The 21,545-nt window shown below is 72.8% G+C and carries 17 protein-coding genes; 5 read left to right on the top strand and 12 right to left on the bottom strand.

Annotated features, from left to right (window positions below; translation table 11 throughout):
* Nucleotides 1-10: 10 nt before the first annotated feature.
* Genes pucD through ACVW19_RS27790 form a run of 3 tightly spaced genes read right to left on the bottom strand, consistent with a single transcriptional unit; the run spans nt 11 to nt 3,926 of the window.
* Nucleotides 11-2,434, bottom strand: coding sequence for a xanthine dehydrogenase subunit D (gene pucD, locus ACVW19_RS27800; protein ID WP_457462731.1), 2,424 nt, complete (start codon nt 2,432-2,434; stop codon nt 11-13).
* Nucleotides 2,431-3,036 (bottom strand): (2Fe-2S)-binding protein, encoded by a 606-nt coding sequence (locus ACVW19_RS27795; protein WP_457462729.1) that lies wholly within the window; start codon nt 3,034-3,036, stop codon nt 2,431-2,433. Before ACVW19_RS27795 ends, pucD begins: the two co-directional genes overlap by 4 nt.
* Nucleotides 3,036-3,926 carry an FAD binding domain-containing protein gene (locus ACVW19_RS27790; RefSeq protein WP_202278551.1) on the bottom strand — a complete coding sequence of 297 codons (891 nt, stop codon included), beginning with the start codon at nt 3,924-3,926 and terminating at the stop codon, nt 3,036-3,038. Before ACVW19_RS27790 ends, ACVW19_RS27795 begins: the two co-directional genes overlap by 1 nt.
* Before the next feature lie 453 nt (nt 3,927-4,379).
* Here ACVW19_RS27790 and ACVW19_RS27785 point away from each other — a divergent pair, with 453 nt between their 5' ends.
* A complete protein-coding gene (locus ACVW19_RS27785) occupies nt 4,380-6,095 on the top strand; it encodes a PucR family transcriptional regulator (protein ID WP_457462727.1) in 1,716 nt (571 codons plus the stop codon).
* Nucleotides 6,096-6,334: 239 nt separating this feature from the next.
* Entirely contained in the window at nt 6,335-7,102 is a 768-nt protein-coding gene (locus ACVW19_RS27780; protein WP_457462726.1) for a hypothetical protein, read from the top strand.
* Nucleotides 7,103-7,118: 16 nt separating this feature from the next.
* Here the strand turns inward: ACVW19_RS27780 and ACVW19_RS27775 are convergent, their stop codons facing one another.
* Complete coding sequence (locus ACVW19_RS27775; protein ID WP_457462725.1) at nt 7,119-7,982, bottom strand: GntR family transcriptional regulator; 864 nt, start codon at nt 7,980-7,982, stop codon at nt 7,119-7,121.
* Nucleotides 7,983-8,173: 191 nt separating this feature from the next.
* On the opposite strand from ACVW19_RS27775, the gene ACVW19_RS27770 reads away from it, so the two are divergent.
* Together ACVW19_RS27770 and ACVW19_RS27765 are read left to right on the top strand one after the other, a co-directional pair.
* On the top strand, nt 8,174-9,028 hold the full coding sequence (locus ACVW19_RS27770) for a (2Fe-2S)-binding protein (RefSeq protein ID WP_457462723.1): 855 nt from the start codon (nt 8,174-8,176) through the stop codon (nt 9,026-9,028).
* A 247-nt stretch (nt 9,029-9,275) separates the two neighbouring features.
* Complete coding sequence (locus ACVW19_RS27765) at nt 9,276-10,319, top strand: DUF2637 domain-containing protein (RefSeq protein ID WP_457462721.1); 1,044 nt, start codon at nt 9,276-9,278, stop codon at nt 10,317-10,319.
* A gap of 14 nt (nt 10,320-10,333) precedes the next feature.
* On the opposite strand, the gene ACVW19_RS27760 is transcribed toward ACVW19_RS27765, so the two are convergent.
* From ACVW19_RS27760 to ACVW19_RS27750, 3 genes are all read right to left on the bottom strand, one after another.
* Nucleotides 10,334-10,783, bottom strand: coding sequence for an ATP-binding protein (locus ACVW19_RS27760; RefSeq protein ID WP_457462720.1), 450 nt, complete (start codon nt 10,781-10,783; stop codon nt 10,334-10,336).
* A 248-nt stretch (nt 10,784-11,031) separates the two neighbouring features.
* Nucleotides 11,032-12,774, bottom strand: a complete 1,743-nt coding sequence (locus ACVW19_RS27755) for a pyruvate dehydrogenase (protein ID WP_457462718.1) — start codon at nt 12,772-12,774, stop codon at nt 11,032-11,034.
* Nucleotides 12,775-12,867: 93 nt separating this feature from the next.
* Nucleotides 12,868-14,073, bottom strand: a complete 1,206-nt coding sequence (locus ACVW19_RS27750; protein WP_457462716.1) for a protein phosphatase 2C domain-containing protein — start codon at nt 14,071-14,073, stop codon at nt 12,868-12,870.
* Nucleotides 14,074-14,251: 178 nt separating this feature from the next.
* Between ACVW19_RS27750 and ACVW19_RS27745 the strand changes: the two genes are divergently transcribed.
* Nucleotides 14,252-14,734, top strand: coding sequence for a DUF456 domain-containing protein (locus ACVW19_RS27745; RefSeq protein WP_457462714.1), 483 nt, complete (start codon nt 14,252-14,254; stop codon nt 14,732-14,734).
* Between the two features lie 25 nt (nt 14,735-14,759).
* On the opposite strand, the gene ACVW19_RS27740 is transcribed toward ACVW19_RS27745, so the two are convergent.
* From ACVW19_RS27740 to ACVW19_RS27720, 5 genes are all read right to left on the bottom strand, one after another.
* Entirely contained in the window at nt 14,760-15,296 is a 537-nt protein-coding gene (locus ACVW19_RS27740) for a methylated-DNA--[protein]-cysteine S-methyltransferase (protein WP_457464808.1), read from the bottom strand.
* Between the two features lie 68 nt (nt 15,297-15,364).
* Nucleotides 15,365-16,771: a DNA-3-methyladenine glycosylase 2 family protein gene (locus ACVW19_RS27735; RefSeq protein ID WP_457462712.1), complete on the bottom strand. Its 1,407-nt coding sequence runs from the start codon at nt 16,769-16,771 to the stop codon at nt 15,365-15,367.
* Between the two features lie 88 nt (nt 16,772-16,859).
* The gene (rsgA, locus tag ACVW19_RS27730; RefSeq protein WP_457462710.1) at nt 16,860-18,068 is read right to left on the bottom strand and encodes a ribosome small subunit-dependent GTPase A; all 1,209 of its coding nucleotides are present in this window, start codon (nt 18,066-18,068) and stop codon (nt 16,860-16,862) included.
* A 298-nt stretch (nt 18,069-18,366) separates the two neighbouring features.
* The gene (locus ACVW19_RS27725) at nt 18,367-19,884 is read right to left on the bottom strand and encodes a cellulose binding domain-containing protein (protein WP_457462709.1); all 1,518 of its coding nucleotides are present in this window, start codon (nt 19,882-19,884) and stop codon (nt 18,367-18,369) included.
* A gap of 249 nt (nt 19,885-20,133) precedes the next feature.
* Nucleotides 20,134-21,459, bottom strand: coding sequence for a radical SAM protein (locus ACVW19_RS27720; RefSeq protein ID WP_457462707.1), 1,326 nt, complete (start codon nt 21,457-21,459; stop codon nt 20,134-20,136).
* Between the last annotated feature and the right edge of the window lie 86 nt (nt 21,460-21,545).

The following is a 21,545-nucleotide window of genomic DNA, read 5'->3' as shown; positions in this document are numbered from 1 at the left end:
GGAGGGTCTGTCATGCGGTGCCGGTCAGGTGCTCCGGTCGTACCGGCGTGCGGTTCAGCTCCAGCCCGGTCGCGTTCCGGACGGCCGCGAGGACCGCCGGGGTGGACGACAGGGTGGGGGCCTCGCCGACGCCACGCAGCCCGTACGGCGCGTGGTGGTCGGCGAGTTCGAGCACGTCGACGGGGATGGTCGGCGTGTCGAGGATGGTGGGGATGAGGTAGTCGGTGAAGGAGGGGTTGCGGACCTTCGCGGTCTTCGGGTCGACGAGGATCTCCTCCATGACCGCCACGCCCAGGCCCTGGGTGGTACCGCCCTGGATCTGGCCGATGACGGACAGCGGGTTGAGCGCCTTGCCGACGTCCTGCGCGCAGGCCAGTTCGATCACCTTGACCAGGCCGAGTTCGGTGTCGACCTCGACGACGGCGCGGTGCGCGGCGAACGTGTACTGGACGTGCCCGTTGCCCTGGCCGGTGCGCAGGTCGAAGGGTTCGGTCGGCCGGTGCCGCCACTCCTCCTCCACCTCGACGGCCTCGTCGCCGAGGACGTCCACCAGGTCGGCGAGGACTTCGCCGCCGTCGGTGACGACCTTGCCGCCCTCCAGCAGGAGTTCGGCCGTCGCCCACGCCGGGTGGTACGAGCCGAGCCGGCGCCGGCCGAGTTCGAGCACCCGCTCGCGGACGAGTTCGCAGGCGTGGCGCACGGCGCCTCCGGTGACATAGGTCTGCCGGGAGGCGGAGGTCGAACCGGCCGAGCCCACCCGGGTGTCGGCCGGTTGGATGGTCACCTGGGCGACACCGAGCTCGGTGCGGGCGATCTGGGCGTGGACGGTGACACCGCCCTGTCCGACCTCCGCCATCGCGGTGTGCACGGTGGCCACGGGCTGCCCGCCGACCACCTCCATCCGCACGCGCGCGGTGGAGTAGTCGTCGAAGCCCTCGGAGAAGCCGACGTTCTTGATGCCGACCGCGTAGCCGACGCCGCGGACGACGCCCTCGCCGTGGGTGGTGTTGGACAGGCCGCCCGGCAGCTGGCGTACGTCGGCGCCCTCGCTGCTCTCCCACTGCCGCTCGGGCGGCATCGGCATCGCCTTGACGCGGCGCAGGAGTTCGGCGACCGGCGCCGGGGAGTCGACCCGCTGTCCGGTGGGCATGACCGTGCCCTGCTCCATGGCGTTGAGCTGTCTGAACTCCACCGGGTCCATGCCGAGTTCCCGCGCCAGCCTGTCCATCTGCGCCTCGTAGGCGAAGCACGCCTGGACCGCGCCGAAGCCGCGCATGGCGCCGCAGGGCGGGTTGTTGGTGTAGAGGGCGAGGCCCTCGATCTCGACGTCGTCGACCCGGTAGGGGCCGATGCCGAGGGAGGTGGCGTTGCCGACCACGGCCGGGGAGGCGGAGGCGTACGCGCCGCCGTCGAGCACGATGCGGCACTTCACATGGGTCAGTCTGCCGTCGCGGGTGGCGCCGTGCTCGTAGAAGAGCTTGGCCGGGTGGCGGTGGACGTGGCCGAAGAAGGACTCGAAGCGGTTGTAGACGATCTTGACGGGCTTGCCGGTGCGCAGGGCGAGCAGGCAGGCGTGGATCTGCATGGACAGGTCCTCGCGGCCCCCGAACGCGCCGCCGACGCCGGACAGGGTCATCCGTACCTTGTCCTCGGGCAGGCCGAGGACGGGCGCGATCTGGCGCAGGTCGGAGTGGAGCCACTGGGTGGCGATGTAGAGGTGGACGCCCCCGTCCTCCTCGGGGACGGCGAGTCCCGACTCGGGGCCGAGGAACGCCTGGTCCTGCATGCCGAAGGTGTACTCGCCCTCGACGACGACGTCCGCCCGTTCGCGGGCCCGTGCCACGTCGCCGCGCACGATCGGCTGGCGGTGGACGATGTTGGGGTGGGGGACGTGGCCCGCGTGGTGGTCCTGCCGGTTCTCGTGGACGAGGGGCGCGTCGGGGGCGAGCGCGGAGGCCTCGTCGGTGACGACCGGGAGTTCGCGGTACTCGACCTTGATCCTGGCGGCGGCGCGGCGCGCGGTCTCCGGATGGTCGGCGGCGACCATGGCGACGGGCTCGCCGTGGTGGCGGACCTTGCCGTGGGCGAGGACGGGGGTGTCCTGGATCTCCAGGCCGTAGTTCTTCACCTCGGTCGGCAGGTCGTCGTGGGTCAGGACGGCGTACACGCCCGGCAGCGCGAGGGCCTCGGAGGTGTCGATCGACACGATCTCGGCGTGCGCGACCGTGGAGCGCAGGATCTGGCCCCATAGCATGTCCTCGTGCCACATGTCGGAGGAGTACGCGAACTCACCGGTGACCTTGAGGATGCCGTCGGGGCGGAGGGTGGACTCTCCGATGCCGCCCCTGGTCTGCGCGCCCTGGGTGAGGGTGGCGGGCGCGCCGAGGGGGGTGCCGGCCGGTCCGGGCGCCGTGGGAGGCTCGTGGGTGGTCATGCGCGGGCCCCCTCGGACTGGCGGGCGGCGGCGAGGCGGACCGCGTCCATGATCTTCTCGTAACCCGTGCAGCGGCACAGGTTGCCCGACAGCGCCTCGCGGATGTCCGCGTCGCTCGGGCTGGGGTTGCGCTCCAGCATCTCGTCGGCGGCGACCAGCAGGCCCGGGGTGCAGAAGCCGCACTGGACGGCGCCGGCGTCGATGAACGCCTGCTGGATCGGGGCGAGTTCGGCGCCCTCGCCGGTCTGCGAGTCGGCGCCCTGGGCCGCCTGCCACCGGTGGGCCTCGTTCAAGGAGGTGCCGCTTTCCGCGGGAGTGGCACCGTGTCCGGTACCGGCACCGCGGGAACGCTGCCGGGCGAAGTCCGCCAGCCCTTCGACCGTGACGACGTCACGGCCCTCGACCTGGCCGGCCGCGACGAGGCAGGAGCACACCGGGACGCCGTCCAGGCGCACCGTGCAGGAGCCGCACTCGCCCTGTTCGCAGGCGTTCTTGGAGCCGGGCAGGCCGAGCCGCTCGCGCAGCACGTACAGCAGGGACTCGCCCTCCCACACGTCGTCGGCCTGCTGGGGCCGTCCGTTGACGGTGAAGTCGATACGCATCACGCGGCTCCCTCGGTGCTACGGCGGGCGCCGCGGTACGACTCCCAGGTCCAGGTCAGCGTGCGGCGGGCCATGACGCCGACGGCGTGCCGGCGGTAACCCGCGGTGCCCCGGACGTCGTCGATCGGGTTGCAGGCGGCGGCACACAGGTCCGCGAACTGCTTGGCCACGGACGGTGTGACGATCTTCCCGTTGTCCCAGAAGCCGCCCTCGTCGAGCGCCGCGTTCAGGAACTCCTCGGCGGCCGTGGCGCGTACGGGCGTGGGTGCCGCGGAGCCGATGCCGGTGCGGACCGTACGGGTCCCGGGGTGCAGTGCCAGGCCGAACGCGCACACGGCGATGACCATCGCGTTGCGGGTGCCGACCTTGGAGAACTGCTGGGGACCGTCGGCCTTCTTGATGTGCACGGCGCGGATCAGCTCGTCCGGCGCCAGCGCGTTGCGCTTCACCCCGGTGTAGAAGGCGTCGATCGGGATGCGGCGGGACCCGCGCACCGACTCGGCCTCGACCTCGGCACCGGCGGCGAGCAGCGCCGGGTGGGCGTCGCCCGCCGGGGAGGCGGTGCCGAGGTTGCCGCCGACCCCGCCGCGGTTGCGGATCTGCGGGGAGGCGACCGTGTGGGAGGCGAGGGCGAGACCCGGCAGCTCGGCCCGCAGGTGCTCCATGATCCTCGAGTACGGGACGGAGGCGCCGAGCCGTACGGTGTCCTCGCCGACCTCCCATTCGGCGAGGTCGCCGATGCGGTTGAGGTCCATGAGGTACTCGGGTCTGCGGTGGTCGAAGTTGATCTCGACCATCACATCGGTGCCGCCCGCGATCGGTACGGCGGTGGGGTGCTCGGCCTTCGCGGCGAGCGCCTCCTCCCAGCTGGCTGGGCGAAGGAAGTCCATGACCGACTCTCTTCTTCGTCTCGTGTCGTGCGCGTCGGGTTGTTCCTCCCGTGAGTCGTACGGGATCGAGCCGATCCGTGTCCGGCGGGCCCGGCTCGTCCATGGGGGATTCACTCGGAGTGCGCCTCAGTACACCGTCCGTTGCTCCACCCGGGTCAGTCACGGAAGCCATGAAGGAGTTGGCTGGCCAGCGCGGTCATCTTGTAGATTCATATGAAGGGAGGGCTTCAGCGACCTCGACGACTTCGGCGATCTCAGTGATTCCCATGTCTTCCTCCAGGAACAACGGATCCGGAGGACACGGAGAGCGCTCTTCTGGTAACCGGCCGACCGCAACCGATCAGCCGGATGCCGGACGCTGCACCGAAACCGCGGAACCCTCCCCACGGCCCATCGTAGGCATCGACGCACATATCGACGTACATATCGACAAAAGGAACGGCGGCGACGAGAATGCGGCTGCGCGCACTGCTGGAGACCGACGCGCTGGGCCTCAGGCTGCTCGGCGGCGAGGACGAGCTGGACCGCACCGTGCACGGGGTGATGACCACCGACCTCAAGGACCCCAGCCGCTATCTCTCGGGCGGGGAACTGGTGCTCACGGGCCTGGCCTGGCGCCGGGACCCCGCCGACTCGGAACCGTTCGTACGGCGCATGGTGCGGGCGGGGATCGCCGCCCTGGCGGCCGGTGAGGCCGAGCTGGGCGACATCCCGGACGACCTGATCGCGGCCTGTGCGCGGCACCGGCTGCCGCTGTTCGCGGTGCACGAGTCGGTGGCCTTCGCGACCGTCACCGAGCACGTCGTGCGGAAGGTGTCCGGCGAGCGGGCCGGGGACCTCGCGGCCGTGGTGGACCGGCACCGGCGGATGATGACGTCGGGCCCGGCGGGCGGCGGTCCGGACGTGGTGCTCGATCTGCTCGGCACCGACCTGGACCTGCGGGCGTGGGTGCTCTCGCCCACCGGGCGGCTGATCGCCGGTTCGAAGGCGGCGGGGCCGGGGCTGCCCGCGGACGTGGGCGCACGGCTCGCGGCGGAGCAGCTGGCGGCCGCGCGCTCCGGCCGGCCCGGACCGCACCGGGTGACGCTGGACGACCGGACCACGTACAGCCTCTTCCCGGTGCGCGGCGGCGGGCACTCCGCGCGGACCCCGCGGGACGGGCGGGACGCCCCCGGGGCCCAGGACGGCCCGGACGGCCGGGGGGCGGTGCTGTCGGACTGGCTGCTGGCGGTCGAGGCGGACGCCGGGGACTGGGCCGAGGAACGGCTGGACCTGCTGTACGGCGTCACCCAGCTGATCGCGGTCGAGCGGGACCGCCGGGACGCGGCGCGCACGGTGCGCCGCCGGCTCGCGCACGAGGTGCTGGAGCTGGTGCAGGCGGGAGCCGCGCCGGCCGAGGTCGCGGCCCGACTGCGGGTGGCGGCGCCGGTGCTGCTGCCCGGACTCGGGGCCGCGCCGCACTGGCAGGTGGTCGTGGCCCGCGTCGACTGGGACGGCGGCGGGATCGAGGGCGGCCCGGCCGCGCAGGCGCTGCTCGAGGAGATCCTGGTCGACCCGGCGTCGACGGGGCCCGAGCAGTCCGACCGGCTCGCGGTGGCACACACCGGGGAGGAGGCGATCGCGCTCGTCCCGCTGCCGGCGGTGGCGGGCGAGCACGAGGGCTCCGACGAGAGCGGGATCCTCGCGGAGACCCTGCTGGAGTCCGTACGGGACCCGCTGACGGCCGGTCTGGACGGCGACGGGCGGCTCACGCTCGGGGTCAGCGCGGCCGTGCACTCGGCGGAGGGGCTGCGCGGGGCACTGGAGGAGGCGCGGCACGCGCGGCGCGTGGCCGCGGCCCGTCCGGGCCGGGTCTGCGCGGCCGGCCACCACGAGCTGGCCTCGCACGTCCTGCTGCTCCCCTTCGTCCCCGACGACGTACGACGGGCCTTCACCGCCCGCCTCCTGGACCCGCTGCGGGAGTACGACCGGCGCCACCGCGCCGAGTTGATCCCCACCCTGGAAGCCTTCCTGGACTGCGACGGCTCCTGGACCCGCTGCGCCTCCCGGCTGCATCTGCACGTCAACACCCTGCGGTACCGGGTGGGCCGCATCGAGCAGCTGACGGGCCGCGACCTGTCCCGCCTGGAGGACAAGCTGGACTTCTTCCTGGCCCTCCGCATGAGCTGACGGCGGGCCGCCGGCGGGAGCCGGGGCCGCCCGGGGCGGGGGTGGCGTGCGGTGGAGTCGCGCGCCGGTCGGGACTCGCGGGCGCCGTCAGGGAGTTGACCGTTCGTGCCCGTTGATCCATGACTTTGTGAAATCCTTCACCCACCCTCTTGGCCCGGCCCCGTTGTTCGTGCTGAGATGCGGCCACCACTCAACAGCTCGAAGGCGTGCTCGGGGAGGGCAACGTGGCGCATACCGCCATGTCTGGTAACGGAACGACCGCTGGTGACGATCCTCTCCAGACCGCGGTATGGCGGCTGCGCTCACGCGCCTGTTGGGTCGACGCCGCCGCCCTGCTCACGCCGGTGACCCCGGCCACCGCGCTGCAGCGGGCGTCGCTCCTGGTGGAGCGGTGCCTGTACACCGAGGCGGGGTGGGAGGAGGCCGAGGACGCGCTGCGTACGGCCGAGGCGCTGGCCGACAGCGACGAGGAGCGGGGCGCCGCCGCTTGTGAACGCGGGTACTTGGCCTACGCCGCCACCCTGTTCGGCGTGCGGGACCGCGCCGACGAGGCACGGGCCGCGCTCGGACGCGCGGCGGCGCTGATCCCGCCGGGGGCCGCGGCGCGGGCGCTGCTGGACTTCCGGCGCGGGCTGATCGCCGAGAACCTGACCCGGTCCCCGCAGTCGGCGCGCGCCGCGTACCACCGCGCCCACGCGGCCGCCACCGCGCACGCCGATCCGCTGCTGCTCTCCGGCACCTGGCGTCACCTCGCCGGACTCGCCCTGAGAGAAGGCGAGTTGGCGGAGGCCCGGCACGGCTTCGCCGAATCACTGCGGATCCGCGAGGAGCTGGGCTATCTGGTCGGCACGGCCCCGGCCCTGGTCTCCCTCGCCGACGCGGAGACCGACCCGGAGGCGTCCCGCCTGCGGGAGGAGGCCCGCCGCCTGTTGCGCCTGCTCGGCGGGGTCCCCACCTGGCTGTCCCGCCAACTGGCCCCGCCGGCGCCGGGAGTGGCCCCGGCGTAGTGGCGCCCCGACGTTCTCAGACCACCCCGGTGAAGTGCTCCTCCACCAGTGACCGCACCGTGTCCGGGTCATCCGCGATCAACGCGTCCAGCAGGGCGGTGTGTTCGTGGGCGTCGGCCACCAGTCGTGCCGCTCCGCCCCCGGCCCCGGGGGCGGAGCCGATCAGGGGCCACTGTGCACGGCGGTGCAGGTCCTCGGCGATCCGGAGCAACTGTTCGTTGCCGGCCAGGGCGAGCACCGCGCGGTGGAAGGCGCGGTCGGACTCGGCGTACGTGGCACGGCAGCCGGAGGAGGCGGCGCGGATCGTGGCCTCGGCTAGGGGGCGCAGTTCGGCCCAGCGTTCGGCGGGCACCGTACGGGACAGCCGCAGCACCACCGGGATCTCGATCAGCGCCCGGACCTCGGCCAGTTCGGCCAGCTCCCGGTCGCCCCGCTCCACGACCCGGAACCCCCGGTTCGGCACCACCTCGACCGCGCCCTCCAGCGTGAGTTGCTGCATGGCCTCGCGGACCGGTGTCGCGGAGACCCCGAACCGCTCGGCCAGCACCGGCGCGGAGTACACCGCACCGGGCCGCAGATCACCTCTCACCAGGGCGGTGCGCAGCGCGGCGAGGATCTGCCCGCGTACGGAGGACCGCTGGACGGGCCGTCGGGGCAGGGGCAGGGGAAGGGCCGGTTCGCTGTGCGTGTGCTCACCGCGCACGCCGTCGACCCCGGTCCCGCCGGGTGCGGCGGCGCCGGTCCCCGCACCTCGCGGCCGGTTCCGTCGCCGGTCCACGTCCTCCGCGCCGGGCTGGGCGGGCACCCTGGCCCTGCCCGCGCCTCCCTGCCCGGCCCCCGCGTCGTCCACCCCGACAAAGCCCTTCGTGCCCTGCTTCACCGGGTCCTCCTCCGGATGTATCGGTACTTGGGGTCATTACGGCGGCTTGTCACTCGCTCGTCAAGCACCTTAAGGGCACCGGGCCCTCCGGTTCACATCCCGGCGATCTTGGGTAAGGTGAGGCTTACCTTTATTGGCCCGGTGTCGGGCGGGCGTCCGTCCGGCTCGACGAGACGTGGAGGGGTGGTCCCATGGCAGTGCCCGGTTCGGCCGTCGCGGACGCGTACGCCCGCTTGGCAGAGGTCTTCCCGGCACTCGCCGTCACCGAACTCGCCCCCGGCGAGGAGACTCCCCGGGACGGCGCCTGGGTCACCGCCGACGCCCTGGCCGAAGGGGACGGCGGGAGCGCGCTGGACGCCTTCCTGGACTGGGACGAGAACCAGATACTGCGGGACTACGAGCAGCGGGCCCGCCCGGACGTGGTCGCCAGTTTCGGCCTGCACCGCTACGCCTGGCCCGCCTGCCTGCTGATCACCGTGCCGTGGTTCCTGCACCGCCGCGTGCCGCGCTACCCCGTGACGCACGTCTCCTTCGACCGCACCGCCGCCGGACTCGCCGTGGGCCGCATGGCCGTACGGCCGGACACCTTCGCCTGCCTTCCCGACGACCCGGCGGCCTCGCTGCCCGGCGCCCGCGTGGTCCCGCACGAGGAGGCGCTGCGGGCCGAGGTGCGAACCGCCGTCGCCGAGCACCTCGGACCCGTCCTGACGGGCTTCGGCCCGCGGATGCGGCGGCGCGGCCGCGCCCTGTGGGGCATGGCGACCGACGAGATCGTGGAGAGCCTGCGGTACATCGGCCAACTGCTCGGCGAGGAGGAGCGGGCCCTGCGGGAGCTGGAACTCCTGCTGCCCGGCGCGACCAAGCCGTACGTCGGCGCGGCGGGGTTCCGCCGGGTGAGCGGGCCGGAGGGCGAACCGACGCACACCCGGGACCGGATCAGCTGCTGCATGTTCTACACCCTGCGCCCCGAGGACATCTGCGCCACCTGTCCGCGCACCTGCGGGGGCGCGAAGGCCGTCACCAGGCAGCTGGCAAAGGCGAGTTGACGCCCGAAGGTCACAGGCGATTCACAATTCCCTCACTCATCGCGGGAACCCTCCACGGAACCACTCGTACGGGTAGTCTCACTCGAACCCAACTCCCATGACTCAAGCGTCAGTTCGAGCAGAATGACGCCCTGGGTGTCCCCTCGCGCTTCGATGGCCGCCACTTGCTCCGAAATCCCCTGAGGGACGGCGGGATTGGGCCACTATGGCGGGCGTTACGCCCTATCCCAATGCAAGGGACCCCTAGATGAGACTGACCGATATATCGCTGAATTGGCTGCTTCCGGGCGCCGTGCTGCTCCTGGGCATGTTGGCGGCGGTGGCGGTGCTCGCACGCGGCAAGCGCTCCTCGGTCAAGGACACGAGTGCGGACGACTCCTGGGAGCGCAGCGAGGAGCGCCGCAGGCGCAAGGAGGCCGTCTACGGCACCGTCTCCTACGTCCTGCTGTTCTGCTGTGCGGCGGTGGCGGCGGCGCTCTCCTTCCACGGCCTGGTCGGCTTCGGTGAGCAGAACCTCGGCCTGTCCGGCGGCTGGCAGTACCTCGTCCCCTTCGGTCTGGACGGCGCGGCGATGTTCTGCTCGGTGCTCGCCGTGCGCGAGGCGAGCCACGGTGACGCGGCGCTCGGCTCCCGCATACTCGTGTGGACGTTCGCGTTCGCCGCGGCCTGGTTCAACTGGGTGCACGCTCCCCGGGGCATCGGACACGCGGGCGCCCCGCACTTCTTCGCGGGCATGTCCCTGTCGGCGGCCGTGCTGTTCGACCGCGCGCTGAAGCAGACCCGCCGGGCCGCCCTGCGCGAACAGGGCCTGGTGCCGCGCCCGTTGCCGCAGATCCGTATCGTCCGCTGGCTGCGGGCCCCCCGCGAGACGTACCGTGCCTGGTCGCTGATGCTCCTGGAGGGCGTGCGCAGCCTGGACGAGGCGGTCGAGGAGGTGCGCGAGGACCAGCGTCAGAAGGACGAGACGCGACGGCGCAGGCGCGAGCACGAGCGGGTGGAGCGGGCACGGCTGAAGGCGATCAGCCGCGGCCACCGCGGCGTGCTGGGCCGGGGCGCCGGCCACCCGGTGGAGGCTCCGACGGTGGAGCGGGCCGACGACATGGTTCCCGCGGAGCCCGTCATACCGGCGCCGGAGGCCCTGCCGATGCGCGCGCGTCCCTCCCTCCAGCCGGTACGCGGCGGTTCCGACCCGGTGACCGTCGACCTCACCGCGGAGGACGACACCCAGGCACTGCCGCGCCTGGACTCCCTGGAGCGCAAGCTCAAGGACCTGGAGCAGCAGTTCGGCTGACGGGCGACGGCGTGTCAGGCGGCGTCCGCGTCGAGTTCGAACCAGACCGCCTTGCCCACCGCGTGCGCCCTGACCCCCCACGCGTCGGCGAGGGACTCGACCAGCACCAGCCCCCGGCCGTGCGTACCGTCACCTGCGTCCGGTACCCGCGGCCGGGGCTCGTGGTTCACGAAGTCCCGCACCTCGACCCGTAGTCCACGGAGTCCGACGGTGGCGGTGAGGACCGCCGCCCGGTCGGTGTGGACCAGCGCGTTGGTGACGAGCTCGGTGGTGAGCAGCTCGGCCGTCTCCGACTGTCCGGGCCTGCCCCAGTGCCTGAGCAGTTCTCGCAGGTCGTGGCGGGACTCGGGCACCGCCCGCAGGTCCGCGCGTCCCAGTCGGCGTCTCAGCTGTGCCACCGGGGCCCGCTCCCCGTCGCCGTCGGCCGTCTCCTCCACGGTCATCACCCGGGTCGTCCCGGCCATGCCGGGGCCACCCCCTCGTGCCTGCCTTCTCATGGCCCCCGCCCGCGTTCCGGTGTCGATTCCTCCTGCGGCTCGAACATGTCCATGGGAATCCATGCCCCGTCACCCGCGCGCCAAGTCATGTGGCATGGTCAAGGCCGGTTATTGGCCGAACTTCAACGGCCACACACGTGTGCGGGGCCGTCCTCCCGACATCCGTGGTGAGAGGACGGTCGTTCCTGTGGACGCCCCGGGCCGGCTGAATCCCGTTACGGCCGGGGCACGTTGCGCAGGTTGGAACGCGCCATCTGGAGCATCCGGCCGACCCCGCCGTCCAGCACCATCTTCGACGCGGACAGCGCGAAGCCGCTCACCATCTCGGCGCTGATCTTCGGCGGGATGGACAGCGCGTTGGGGTCGGTGACGACGTCGACGAGGGCCGGCCCCTTGTGCTTGAACGCCGACTTGAGGGCCCCGGCGAGGTCCTTCGGCTTCTCCACCCGCACCCCGTGCGCGCCGCACGCGCGGGCGACGGCGGCGAAGTCGGGGTTCTTCATGGCGGTTCCGTGCGAGGGCAGCCCGGCGACCAGCATCTCCAACTCGACCATGCTGAGCGAGGAGTTGTTGAAGAGTACGACCTTCACCGGAAGGTCGTACTGGACGAGGGTGAGGAAGTCACCCATGAGCATGGTGAATCCGCCGTCCCCGGACATCGACACGACCTGTCGGCCCCGGTCGACGAACTGCGCCCCGATCGCCATCGGCAGCGCGTTCGCCATCGAGCCGTGGGAGAACGAACCGATGACCCGACGGCGGCCGTTGGGCGAGATGTAGCGGGCCGCCCAGACGTTGCACATCCCGGTGTCCACGGTGAACACCGCGTCGTCGTCGGCGAGTTCGTCCAGCACGGAGGCCACGTACTCGGGGTGGATCGGCACGTGCTTCTCGACCTTCCGCGTGTACGCCTTCACCACTCCCTCCAGCGCGTCCGCGTGCTTCTTCAGCATCCGGTCGAGGAACCTGCGGTCGTCCTTGGCCTTGACCCTCGGGGTCAGACAGCGCAGCGTCTCCCGTACGTCGCCCCACACCGCGAGGTCCAGTTTCGAGCGGCGGCCGAGGTTCTCGGGCCGCACATCGACCTGGACGATCTTCACGTCGTCGGGGAGGAAGGCGTTGTACGGGAAGTCGGTGCCGAGCAGGATCAGCAGATCGCACTCGTGGGTGGCCTCGTAGGCGGCGCCGTATCCGAGCATCCCGCTCATGCCGACGTCGTACGGGTTGTCGTACTGGATCCACTCCTTGCCGCGCAGGGCGTGCCCGACCGGGGACTTGATCTTCTGGGCGAACTCCATGACCTCGGCGTGCGCGCCCTGCGTGCCGGCACCGCAGAAGAGGGTGACCTTTCCGGCCGCGTCGATCATGTCGACGAGCCGGTCGATCTCGGCGTCGCCGGGCCGGACCGTGGGCCGGGAGGTGACCAGGGCGGTCTCGACGGCCTTCTCCGGGGCGGCGTGGTCGGCGATGTCACCGGGCAGGGTGACGACGCTGACCCCGGAGCGGCCCACCGCGTTCTGGATGGCGGTGTGCAGCAGCCGGGGCATCTGCTGGGGGCTGGAGATCATCTCGCTGTAGTGGCTGCACTCGCGGAACAGCTGGTCGGGGTGGGTCTCCTGGAAGTAGCCGAGGCCGATCTCGCTGGACGGGATGTGCGAGGCGAGGGCGAGGACCGGGGCCATGGACCGGTGGGCGTCGTACAGCCCGTTGATGAGGTGGAGGTTGCCGGGCCCGCAGGAGCCGGCACAGGCGGCGAGCCGGCCGGTGATCTGGGCCTCGGCACCGGCGGCGAAGGCGGCGGTCTCCTCGTGCCGGACGTGGACCCAGTCGATGGCGGAGTTGCGGCGCACGGCGTCGACCACGGGGTTGAGGCTGTCGCCGACGACGCCGTAGAGGCGCTTGACTCCCGCGCGGGTCAGGATGTCGACGAACTGTTCCGCGACGTTCTGTTTGGCCATGACTCTCGTGTGCCCCTTCGGTGTCCGTGAATCCCCTGGGCTTGCGGGCTTCTGGATCTCCCTCCGGGTTCCATGAATTCACACCCGTCGCGCTCACGCCTCCCAGACGGCGACGGCCGTACGGTCGTCCGCGTACCCCTTGACCCGTACCTGGGTGTCGGCGAGGAACGCGGCGAGACCCGGCGGTTCGGGGCGGGACCACCGCTCGGCCAGGTGGGTCCGGAGTTCTCGCTCTCCGCGCAGCGGATCGGCGAGGCCCGTACTGCACAGCAGGAGGGTGTCACCCTCCCGGGCTATGGAAGTACGGAAGCGGAAGGGTTCGCGCGGGGGGCCGGGGGCGGGCTCGTAGGGGCTCGGGGGCGTCGGGATGCCGAGGTCCATGGTGAGCCGGTCGCCCTCGGGGGTCTCGGAGGGCGGCGAGCCGAAACCCATCACGGCCCCTCCCCTGGCCTCGCCGGCCTCCGGCTCGATGTCCTGCCACGCGCCGTCCCGCAGCCGGAACAGGCCGCCGGTGCCGACGCCGAAGAACACCCGGGTACGGCATTCGGGGTCGGCGGGCAGCAGGAGGCAGCGCAGGGTGGCCCCGTACGCCTCGGGTTCGAGGCCCTGCTCGGCGGCGCCCGCGCGGAGCCTGCCGAGGGTGCGGTCGGTGAGGCGGTGCAGTCCGGACTTGAGTTCGCCGCGCCGGGCGGCCCTGATGTCCTCGGCGAGGCGGGAATGGCTGAGGCCCACCGCCTTGCCCATCCACCGGCAGGCCTCGGCGGCCGCGCGGTGCGCGCCGGGGGTGGTCCGTGCGCCGGTCGCGACCGCCACCAGCACCAGTGCCCGGTCCCCGCTGCCGAACCGGGCGGTCAGCAGGGCGTCCCGCCGCGGTTCGCCCCGGTACCGCGCGGAGTCGCCCCGTACGGACGCGGCCCGCAGGGTGCAGGCCCCGTACCGGGCGCCGTCCAACACGGTGTCCGGGACCAGGTCGTCCAGTTCGTGGGGGTCGGCGGCGGGCAGCGCGGTGGGTTCGGCGTCGTAGGTGGGCGGCCGGGGGCCCACATGGCCGCGCGGCACCGGCGGCGCTTCGGCGGGGCGGACGCGACGCGGGACACGGGGGTCGGCGAGGGTGGGCGTGGCTTCGGCAGCGGGCGCGGTCGGCCTCTCGTTCACCGTGCCGGCCGCGGAGTCGAAGCGGTCGTCGAGGGAGTCGGCCGCGGTCGCGGAGCCCGTGTCGCCGGCATCGTCGTCGGCGCCGTACAACTGCCCCCACCAGTCGTCCTGGTGACCGGCGGACCCGCCCCCCTGCTCACTCATACCCTCAATTCTCCACCGTGAGGGCCCGAGGGAAACGGGGCATCAGGAAATCCGTCCCCGGTGCCGGGCGGCGACGGCACGCCACCCACCGCTGGGAACCTCCGTTCGACAGGAGTGGTCGGTGCGGGCCCGGCGCACCTGGTCTGCGTCTTTTGCCGTCCTCCGGCACCCTGGACAGATGGGAGTGTGGGACCTCCTGCTGGCCGGACTGGTGATCCTGCTCGGCCTGTGCGGAGTACTGCTGCCCGGGGTGCCGGGGTCGTGGCTGGTGTGGGCCGGGATCCTCTGGTGGGCCCTGAAGGACCCGCGGCCCGCGGCGTGGTGGGTGCTCGTCGGGTCGACCGTCGCCCTGCTCCTCTCCCAGGTGGTCCGCTGGACGCTGCCGCCCCGCCGGCTACGGGCCGACGGGATCGAGGGGCGAGTGCGGGCGTACGCCGGCGCGGGCTCGTTCCTCGGCTTCGTCCTGGTGCCCGTGCTGGGCGCCGTCCCGGGCTTCGTGGCCGGGATCTACGTCGGCGAGCGGATCCGCCTGGGCCGCCACGGCGAAGCGGCCGCGGCGACGCGTACGGCGATGCGCGCGGGCGGCTGGAGCCTGCTGACCGAACTGTTCACCTGCCAACTGATCGCGGCGGCCTGGCTCGGCGCGGTGTTCTGGGGCTGAACGCCCCGAACAAAACGGCCCCCGGCTACGGGCGAAGCACTCCTTCGTGGGTGAGCAGCCGCACCTTGCGGTCCAGGCCGCCCGCGTATCCGGTCAGCGCCCCGTCGGCGCCGATCACCCGATGGCAGGGGCGCACGATCAGCAGAGGATTGGCACCGATCGCGCCGCCGACGGCCCGTACGGCGGCCCGGGAGGCACCGATCCGGGCGGCGATCTCGCCGTACGACACGGTCGACCCGTAGGGGACGTCGTCGAGCGCGGCCCAGACCTTCTCCCGGAAGGGGGTGCCGGCGGTGTGCAGGGGCAGCCGGAAATCCCTCAGCTCACCGGCGAAGTACGCGGCGAGCTGTTCCTCCGCCGCGCGGAACGGCCCCGGGTCCTGCCGCCCGCCTTCCGGCACACCGCGACCGCCCTTCTGACCGGGCACGGAGAGCGAGGTCAGCTCCCCGGCCGGTCCGGCGGTGAGGAGCAACGGCCCGAGCGGGCTCTGCACGCTCGTCCAGTACGTGTGCGGGGCGCTCGGCGTCGTGTTCGCCTTGTCCGCCTTGTTCGTCGCGGTCATCGCGTTCGTCGCGGTCATCGCGTTCATCGCGTTCATCGCGTTCGTCGTGGTCGTCGCGTTCGTCGTGGTCATCGGTACTCCAACTCCCCTGCCGCGCGCAGGTGGTTCAGTGCGTATGAGCGCCAGGGGCGCCAGCTGTCGGGCAGCTCCGGACCGGGCGGGGCCACGTCCGGGTCGCCGAGGGCACGGGTGCGGATCTCGGCGATGGTACGGGCGTCCAGGCCGGGAACGGCGCGCAGGGCGTCCGCTGTGTCGTCCCGGTCGGCGCCGGGGTCGAGGCGCACGGTGCCGTCCGCGAGGGCGGCGGTGAGCGCGCCCAGGGTGCCGCCGGGTTCGGCCTCGGCGAGGACGGCCGGTTCGGGGAAGAGGTGGGTGAGGCCGCCGCAGGGGGCGTCGAGCCTCTTGCCGTACCGCTGGACCAGCCGCGCGGCCTCCTCGCGGCCCACCAGGGCCCGTACCGCGGGTTCCTCCGGGTCGGCGGTGCCCGGCGAGCGCAGTCCGGGCCGGGCGGCGACCAGCGGGGCGAGCCGCGCGTCGGCGCCGAGCCGTTCGTCCACGGCGTACGGGTCCGCGTCCAGGTCGAAGAGGCGGCGCAGCCGCTGTACGGCGGTGGTCAGGTCCCGGAGGTCGGTCAGGTGGACACGGGCGTCGAGCCAGCCGCCGGGGCGGGCGGCGGATCCGGTGCGCGTGGTCCCGGGACGTTCGTCGACGGCGGTGACGCCGATGCCGTACGGGAGGCGCAGGGTGCGCCGGTAGGTGCGGGTGCCCGGGGTTCCGGTGACGTCCTCGACCCCTGGGACGGCCTCGCGTTCCAGCAGGTCGAAGACGGGGCGGGGCTGGTACGGACCGCGGTGGGCGAGCCGCACGGGGATGCCCGCCGTGGGGGTGGCCGTACGGCGGGTGGCGGCCCGGCCTCCGCCGGGTGCGGCGGCGCGCAGTGCGGTGGGGGTCATCGCGTACACGGACCGGACGGTGTCGTTGAACTGCCGCACGCTGGCGAACCCGGCGGCGAAGGCGATCTCGGTGATCGGGAGCCCGGTGGTCTGCAGCAGCACGCGCGCGGTGTGCGCGCGCTGCGCGCGGGCGAGGGCGACGGGCCCGGCGCCCAGTTCGCCGGTGAGCTGGCGCTGCACCTGGCGGGCGCTGTAGCCGAGCCGGGCGGCCAGTCCGGCGACGCCCTCGCGGTCGACCACGCCGTCGGCGATCAGCCGCATGGCCCGGCCCACCACGTCGGCGCGCACGTTCCACTCGGCGGAGCCGGGGACGGCGTCCGGACGGCACCGCCGGCAGGCCCGGAATCCGGCGCCCTGCGCGGCGGCGGCGGTCGCGAAGAACCGCACGTTGCGTCGTTTCGGTGTGACGGCGGGGCAGCTGGGACGGCAGTAGATCCCGGTCGTCCCGACGGCGAAGAAGAACGCGCCGTCGAACCGTCCGTCCCGGCTGCGCACCGCCTCGTACCTGCTGTCCTCGTCCATCACACCGTCCAGTCTCCGCCGGCCGGGGGAGGTCGGCTGGCGGAAATCGGACAGGGAGGTGCCGTGGGGCGAGGGGTGCGCCGACGGGTCAGCGCAGGCGGCCCCGCTTCGCCTCCATCGCCGCCTTGCCCACCGCCCCCTTCCGCTTCCACTCCTTGCGAATCTCCGCGCGCAGCCGCGCGTCGGTCTTGGCGACGATGCGCTGGTTCTCCCGCAGCAGCTTGCGGTAGCTCTCGAGGCGGCGTTCCGGCAGGGCGCCCGTCTCGATGGCCTCGAGGACCGCGCACCCCGGTTCGCTCTCGTGCGCGCAGTCGTGGAAGCGGCAGCCCCCGGCGAGCTCCTCGATCTCCGAGAACACCTGGCTGACGCCGCTGCCGGCGTCCCAGAGCCCGACGCCCCGCAGGCCCGGGGTGTCGATGAGGACTCCCCCGCCGGGCAGGGCGAGCAGGTTGCGGGTGGTGGTGGTGTGGCGGCCCTTGCCGTCGACCTCCCGGGCCGCCCGGACGTCCATCACGTCCTCGCCGAGGAGCACGTTGGCCAGGGTGGACTTGCCCGCGCCCGACACGCCGATCAGTACCGACGTACCGCCGGAGACGACCGCGGCGAGGACGTCCAGCCCTCCCCCAAGCTCTCGGCCTCTCCCCCGAGTTCTCGGCTCTGCTCGAACAGGGGGGACCCCCATGAGCAGGGAGGTGCTCCCGGCCTCCTGGGCGCTGACGGCGAGCACCGGCACGCCGGGCGCGGTGGTCTCCACGTCCTGGACCAGATGGGCCCGGGTCACCGCGTCCGGCACGAGGTCGGCCTTGGTGAGCACGATCACCGGCTGCGCCCCGGACTCCCAGGCGAGGGCGAGGAACCGTTCGATCCGTGCCAGGTCCAGCTCGTCGGCGAGCGAGACGGCGATGACGGCGTGGTCGACGTTGGCGGCGAGGATCTGCCCCTCGGACCGCTCGGAGGAGGTGGAGCGCACGAAGGCGGTACGCCGCGGCAGGTACGCCCGTACGTAGCGCGGGGTGTGGCCCTCCGGTTCGACGGCGACCCAGTCCCCGGTGCACACGACCCGCAGGGGGTCGCGCGGGGTGACGAACGCGGTGTCGGCCCGTACGGTCCCGTCGGCGGTGACCACGTCGCACTGCCCGCGGTCGACCCGCACCACGCGCCCGGCCAGCAACCCTTCGGCCTCGTACGGGGCGAACGCGTCGGCCCACGTCCCGTCCCAGCCGTAGGCGGCCAGCGCGGAGGACCGCGACGCGGAGAGGGAGACGGAAGAGGTGGAGAAGGAAGAGGTGGAACTCAAGGGGTGACCCTTCGCGAGGGTGGCCCCGGCGGCCGCGCGAAGACGCGCGGAACGGAAAGGTGAGGTCAGCCGGTGGCCACGGAGATGAAACGGATGGATTCCTGGATGCGGGCAGCGCCCATCACGAAGACAGCCATCGGTCACACCTCCCATCCCTCGTTCGATCCGGCGGCAGCGGACCACGGCGCATGCGCGCGCCGCTTGTGTGCTGCGGCCCTCACTGTAGGGAACCGTCGGCCCGGGGCGCCACCGATTTAACGGGCGCCCCGGATGCCCGGGGGTTTCGGGCCGGGTCGCGTCACGCGGTCGTGCAGGAGTGGCCGTTGAGGGTGATGTCGGAGGGCGGGGAGTTCGTGTCGTTCCAGGAGGCGATGAAGCCGAAGGCGAGCTTCCCGCCGGCGGGGACGGTCTTGTTGTAGTCGGTGGCGGCGGCGGTGACGCGGGACCCGTTCTGGCTGACGTCGGCGTCCCACATCTGGGTGACGCGCTGGCCGTCCTCGAAGGTGAAGGCCACGCGCCAGGAGTCGAGGGGATCCGTCGTGACGACGGTGACGGTGGCCTGGAAGCCGACGGGCCACTGGTTGACCAGGTCGTACGCGGCGTGGCAGACGGCCGGCCTGCTGGGCGCGGTGGTCCGGGGCGCGGTGGGGGCGGTGGCGGTGGTGCTGCCCTGGGGTTCGGGGTCGGGGTCGGGTTTCGCCGGGTCCGGGGCGCCTTCGGAGGGCGGCCGCGGGGTGTCGGAGGGGGCGAGGCCATTGGCAGTGGCAGTGGCAGTGGCAGCGGCGGAGGCGGTGGGGGCGGGGGCCGTGGGCGGGTACAGGCCCGGGTCGGCCACCGGTCCGGGCTCGGCACCGGTGCGGATCGCGCTGTCGGCGTCCGTGCCGCCGAACGGCATCAGGGAGACGGCGAGGGCTAGACCGGACACCAGGACGGCGGCGACCAGCAGCCCGTTGCGGGTGGCGCGTGCCCGTCCGGTTCCGTCAGCCGGGTCGCCGCCCGCGTCGGGGTCGTCGGGGCGGCCGGGGCCGAGCCGCGCCTCGGCCGCGCGGCGGCGGCGCTCCAGATAGGCCAGACCGCCCCAGCCGAGGACCCCGCCGGTGAGGGCGCCGGACAGCCCGCCGTCGTGCAGCCGAAGACAGGCCGCGGCCTCGGCGCACCGCACACAGGTGGCGAGGTGTTTGGACAGGTCGCCGGGGGTGTCGGCGGCGGGCGAGCGGGTGACGGCGTCCAGCAGCCGGGCGTAGCTGCGGCACTCCGCGTCCATCGGGGAGTCGAGGTGGTTGCGGTGGCACCGGTCCCGGAAGAAGCCGCGGACCTGGGCGAGTTCGTCGGCGGCGGTGGCGGCGTCGAGGCCCAGCCGGCGGGCCACCAGGGGCAGTGGGAGGGACTCCGCCTCGGCCAGCCACAGCAGTTCGGCGTCGGCCTGCTGCAGATCGCGCAGTCCGCGCAGGGCGACCGGGCGCGACAGCGGCGGGCCGGTGAAGCGGGCGGCGTTCTCGGAGTGGAGCCACAGCCGCAGGTCGGGATCGAGCCGGTGTCCCTGTCCGCTCTCCTCCCAGGCCGCCGCGGTGGTGCGAACGGCGGTCAGCAGCAGGGGTATTCGGGGCAGCCTGGACGAGCGGCGGCCGGCCGCGCGTACGGTGGTCGCCTCCGCTTCGCGCACCTCGCGTATGCCCTGGGCGAACGCCTCGCGCGCCAGTTGCGCGGCGGCGGTGGAGCCGGCCGTGCACAGGTCGGCGTAGGAGAGCACCGCGTCCCAGCACTCGGAGAACAGTGCCGCCTCGGTGGCGTCCTGGGGGGCCGGCAGGTCGGGCATGAGTCTCCTGCATCCACGAACGAGGTCAACTCGTGACATTGACAACGCAGTTGGGGGAAACCGCGGGGGCGATGGACGAGCTTTTCACGCTGTCGACACAACTGACAAGCGCTGTCTCCGCTTCGCGCGCCACGGCGCCCGCGCACGCCCGTGCACGCCCCCTCGGGCACCATACGCAAGAAGGGCCGGAACCGTCTCGGTTCCGGCCCTCTCAGCCCTGCTCAAGAGCCCCCGGGGGCCCGGGAGTTCTCACGCCTCGACGGGCTCCTGCTCCGGGAGGCTGTCCATGAAGGAGCTGACGGAGAACACCGCGCGGCCGGGTCCGGGCGGGCCGTAGCCGGGGGGCGAGGCGAGACCGAACTCGTCCATCGTGGCGCGGTACGCCTCGAGCAGCCGGATGTGGTACTCCAGCGGCGCTCCCTGCGGGTTGGCCTTGCCGAGCGGGGTCGTCGGTTCGGGGCACCAGGTGGTGAAGCGGGGCGTGATGCCGTGCGACATGAAGAAGCGCAGGCCCTCGGTGGTCGAGGCGATGGCCTCGTCGACGGTGGTGAAGCCGAACGGCTCGGACATCTCCACGCCCGCCACGAAGTTGGGGATGACGTTGCGCGCGCCGAAGACGTCCGCGGAGTCCAGGATGCGCTTGTGCCACTCGTCGCGGCCGACGTAGCGCTCCTTGCCCGGGCAGTACAGCTCGAACAGACGGCGGTCCCACACCTCGTAGTTGGGGTGGTAGATCTGCACGCCGTAGTCCTTGAAGCGCTGCACGTCGTCCTTGGGCAGCGCCTGGGCGACGACCTTGCCGATCCAGCGGCCGGGGAATCGCTCCTCGATGGCCTTGGCGTAGTGCCCGTAGAAGTCGGCCTCGTCACGGCCGGCGACCGTCTTGGTGATCGCGCCGCCGGTGAGGGTGTAGGCGGTGGACGCCTTCGCCGTGTCGTACCGGTCGATGATCTCCAGGGCCTCGAGGACCTCCTCGACGTCCTTGACCCCGGTGTAGGGGCGGCCGGCCGCCTTGTGCTGGCGCCAGTTGTGATTGATGTCGCAGTACTGGCACTCCTCCTTGGCGCCGAAGTACTGGCAGACCCGGAAGACGGTCAGGTAGATCAGGTAGCCCCACTGGATGGTCGGGGCCACCTCCATGACGGACTTCCCGTTGGCGAGGGTGTGCCGGTAGTACTCGGGCATCGGCGGCACGCCGACGTCGGCGATGCGCTTCCCGTCGAGGTAGAGGCCGAGCACGCCGTCCTCGTTCGCGGCGACCCGGTACGGGGACGCCGGGTTCACCCGGACGGAGACGACCGTCCGGCGCAGGTCGTAGGGGCCGCCGGTGAGGATGATCTCCTCGGGCGGGCGCCGCAGCGCGGCCTCGCCCAGCTCGGGCAGCGTGCCGTGGTCGAAGGAGAAGATGAAGTACGACTTCGGCTTGACCTCGCCCTTCTCGTTGTCGCTGAGCGCGGACGAGTCGAAGGCGACCCCGCCCCGGAGCAGGTCCTCCTTGAAAACGGCCTCGCGCGGCACATGCGGGAACCGCTCCATCAGATCCTCGACCAGCGCGGTACGGCTGCCGCTGCCCATCCCGTGTCTCCTTCCGGCTCGGACGTACGACTCCCGGCTCGGACGTACGACTCCTCACGGTATGCCCCCGCCCCCCTCGGGTGTGC

The sequence above is a fragment of the Streptomyces sp. TE5632 genome (genome assembly GCF_054061295.1).
This window is presented reverse-complemented; position numbering and strand designations above follow the sequence as displayed.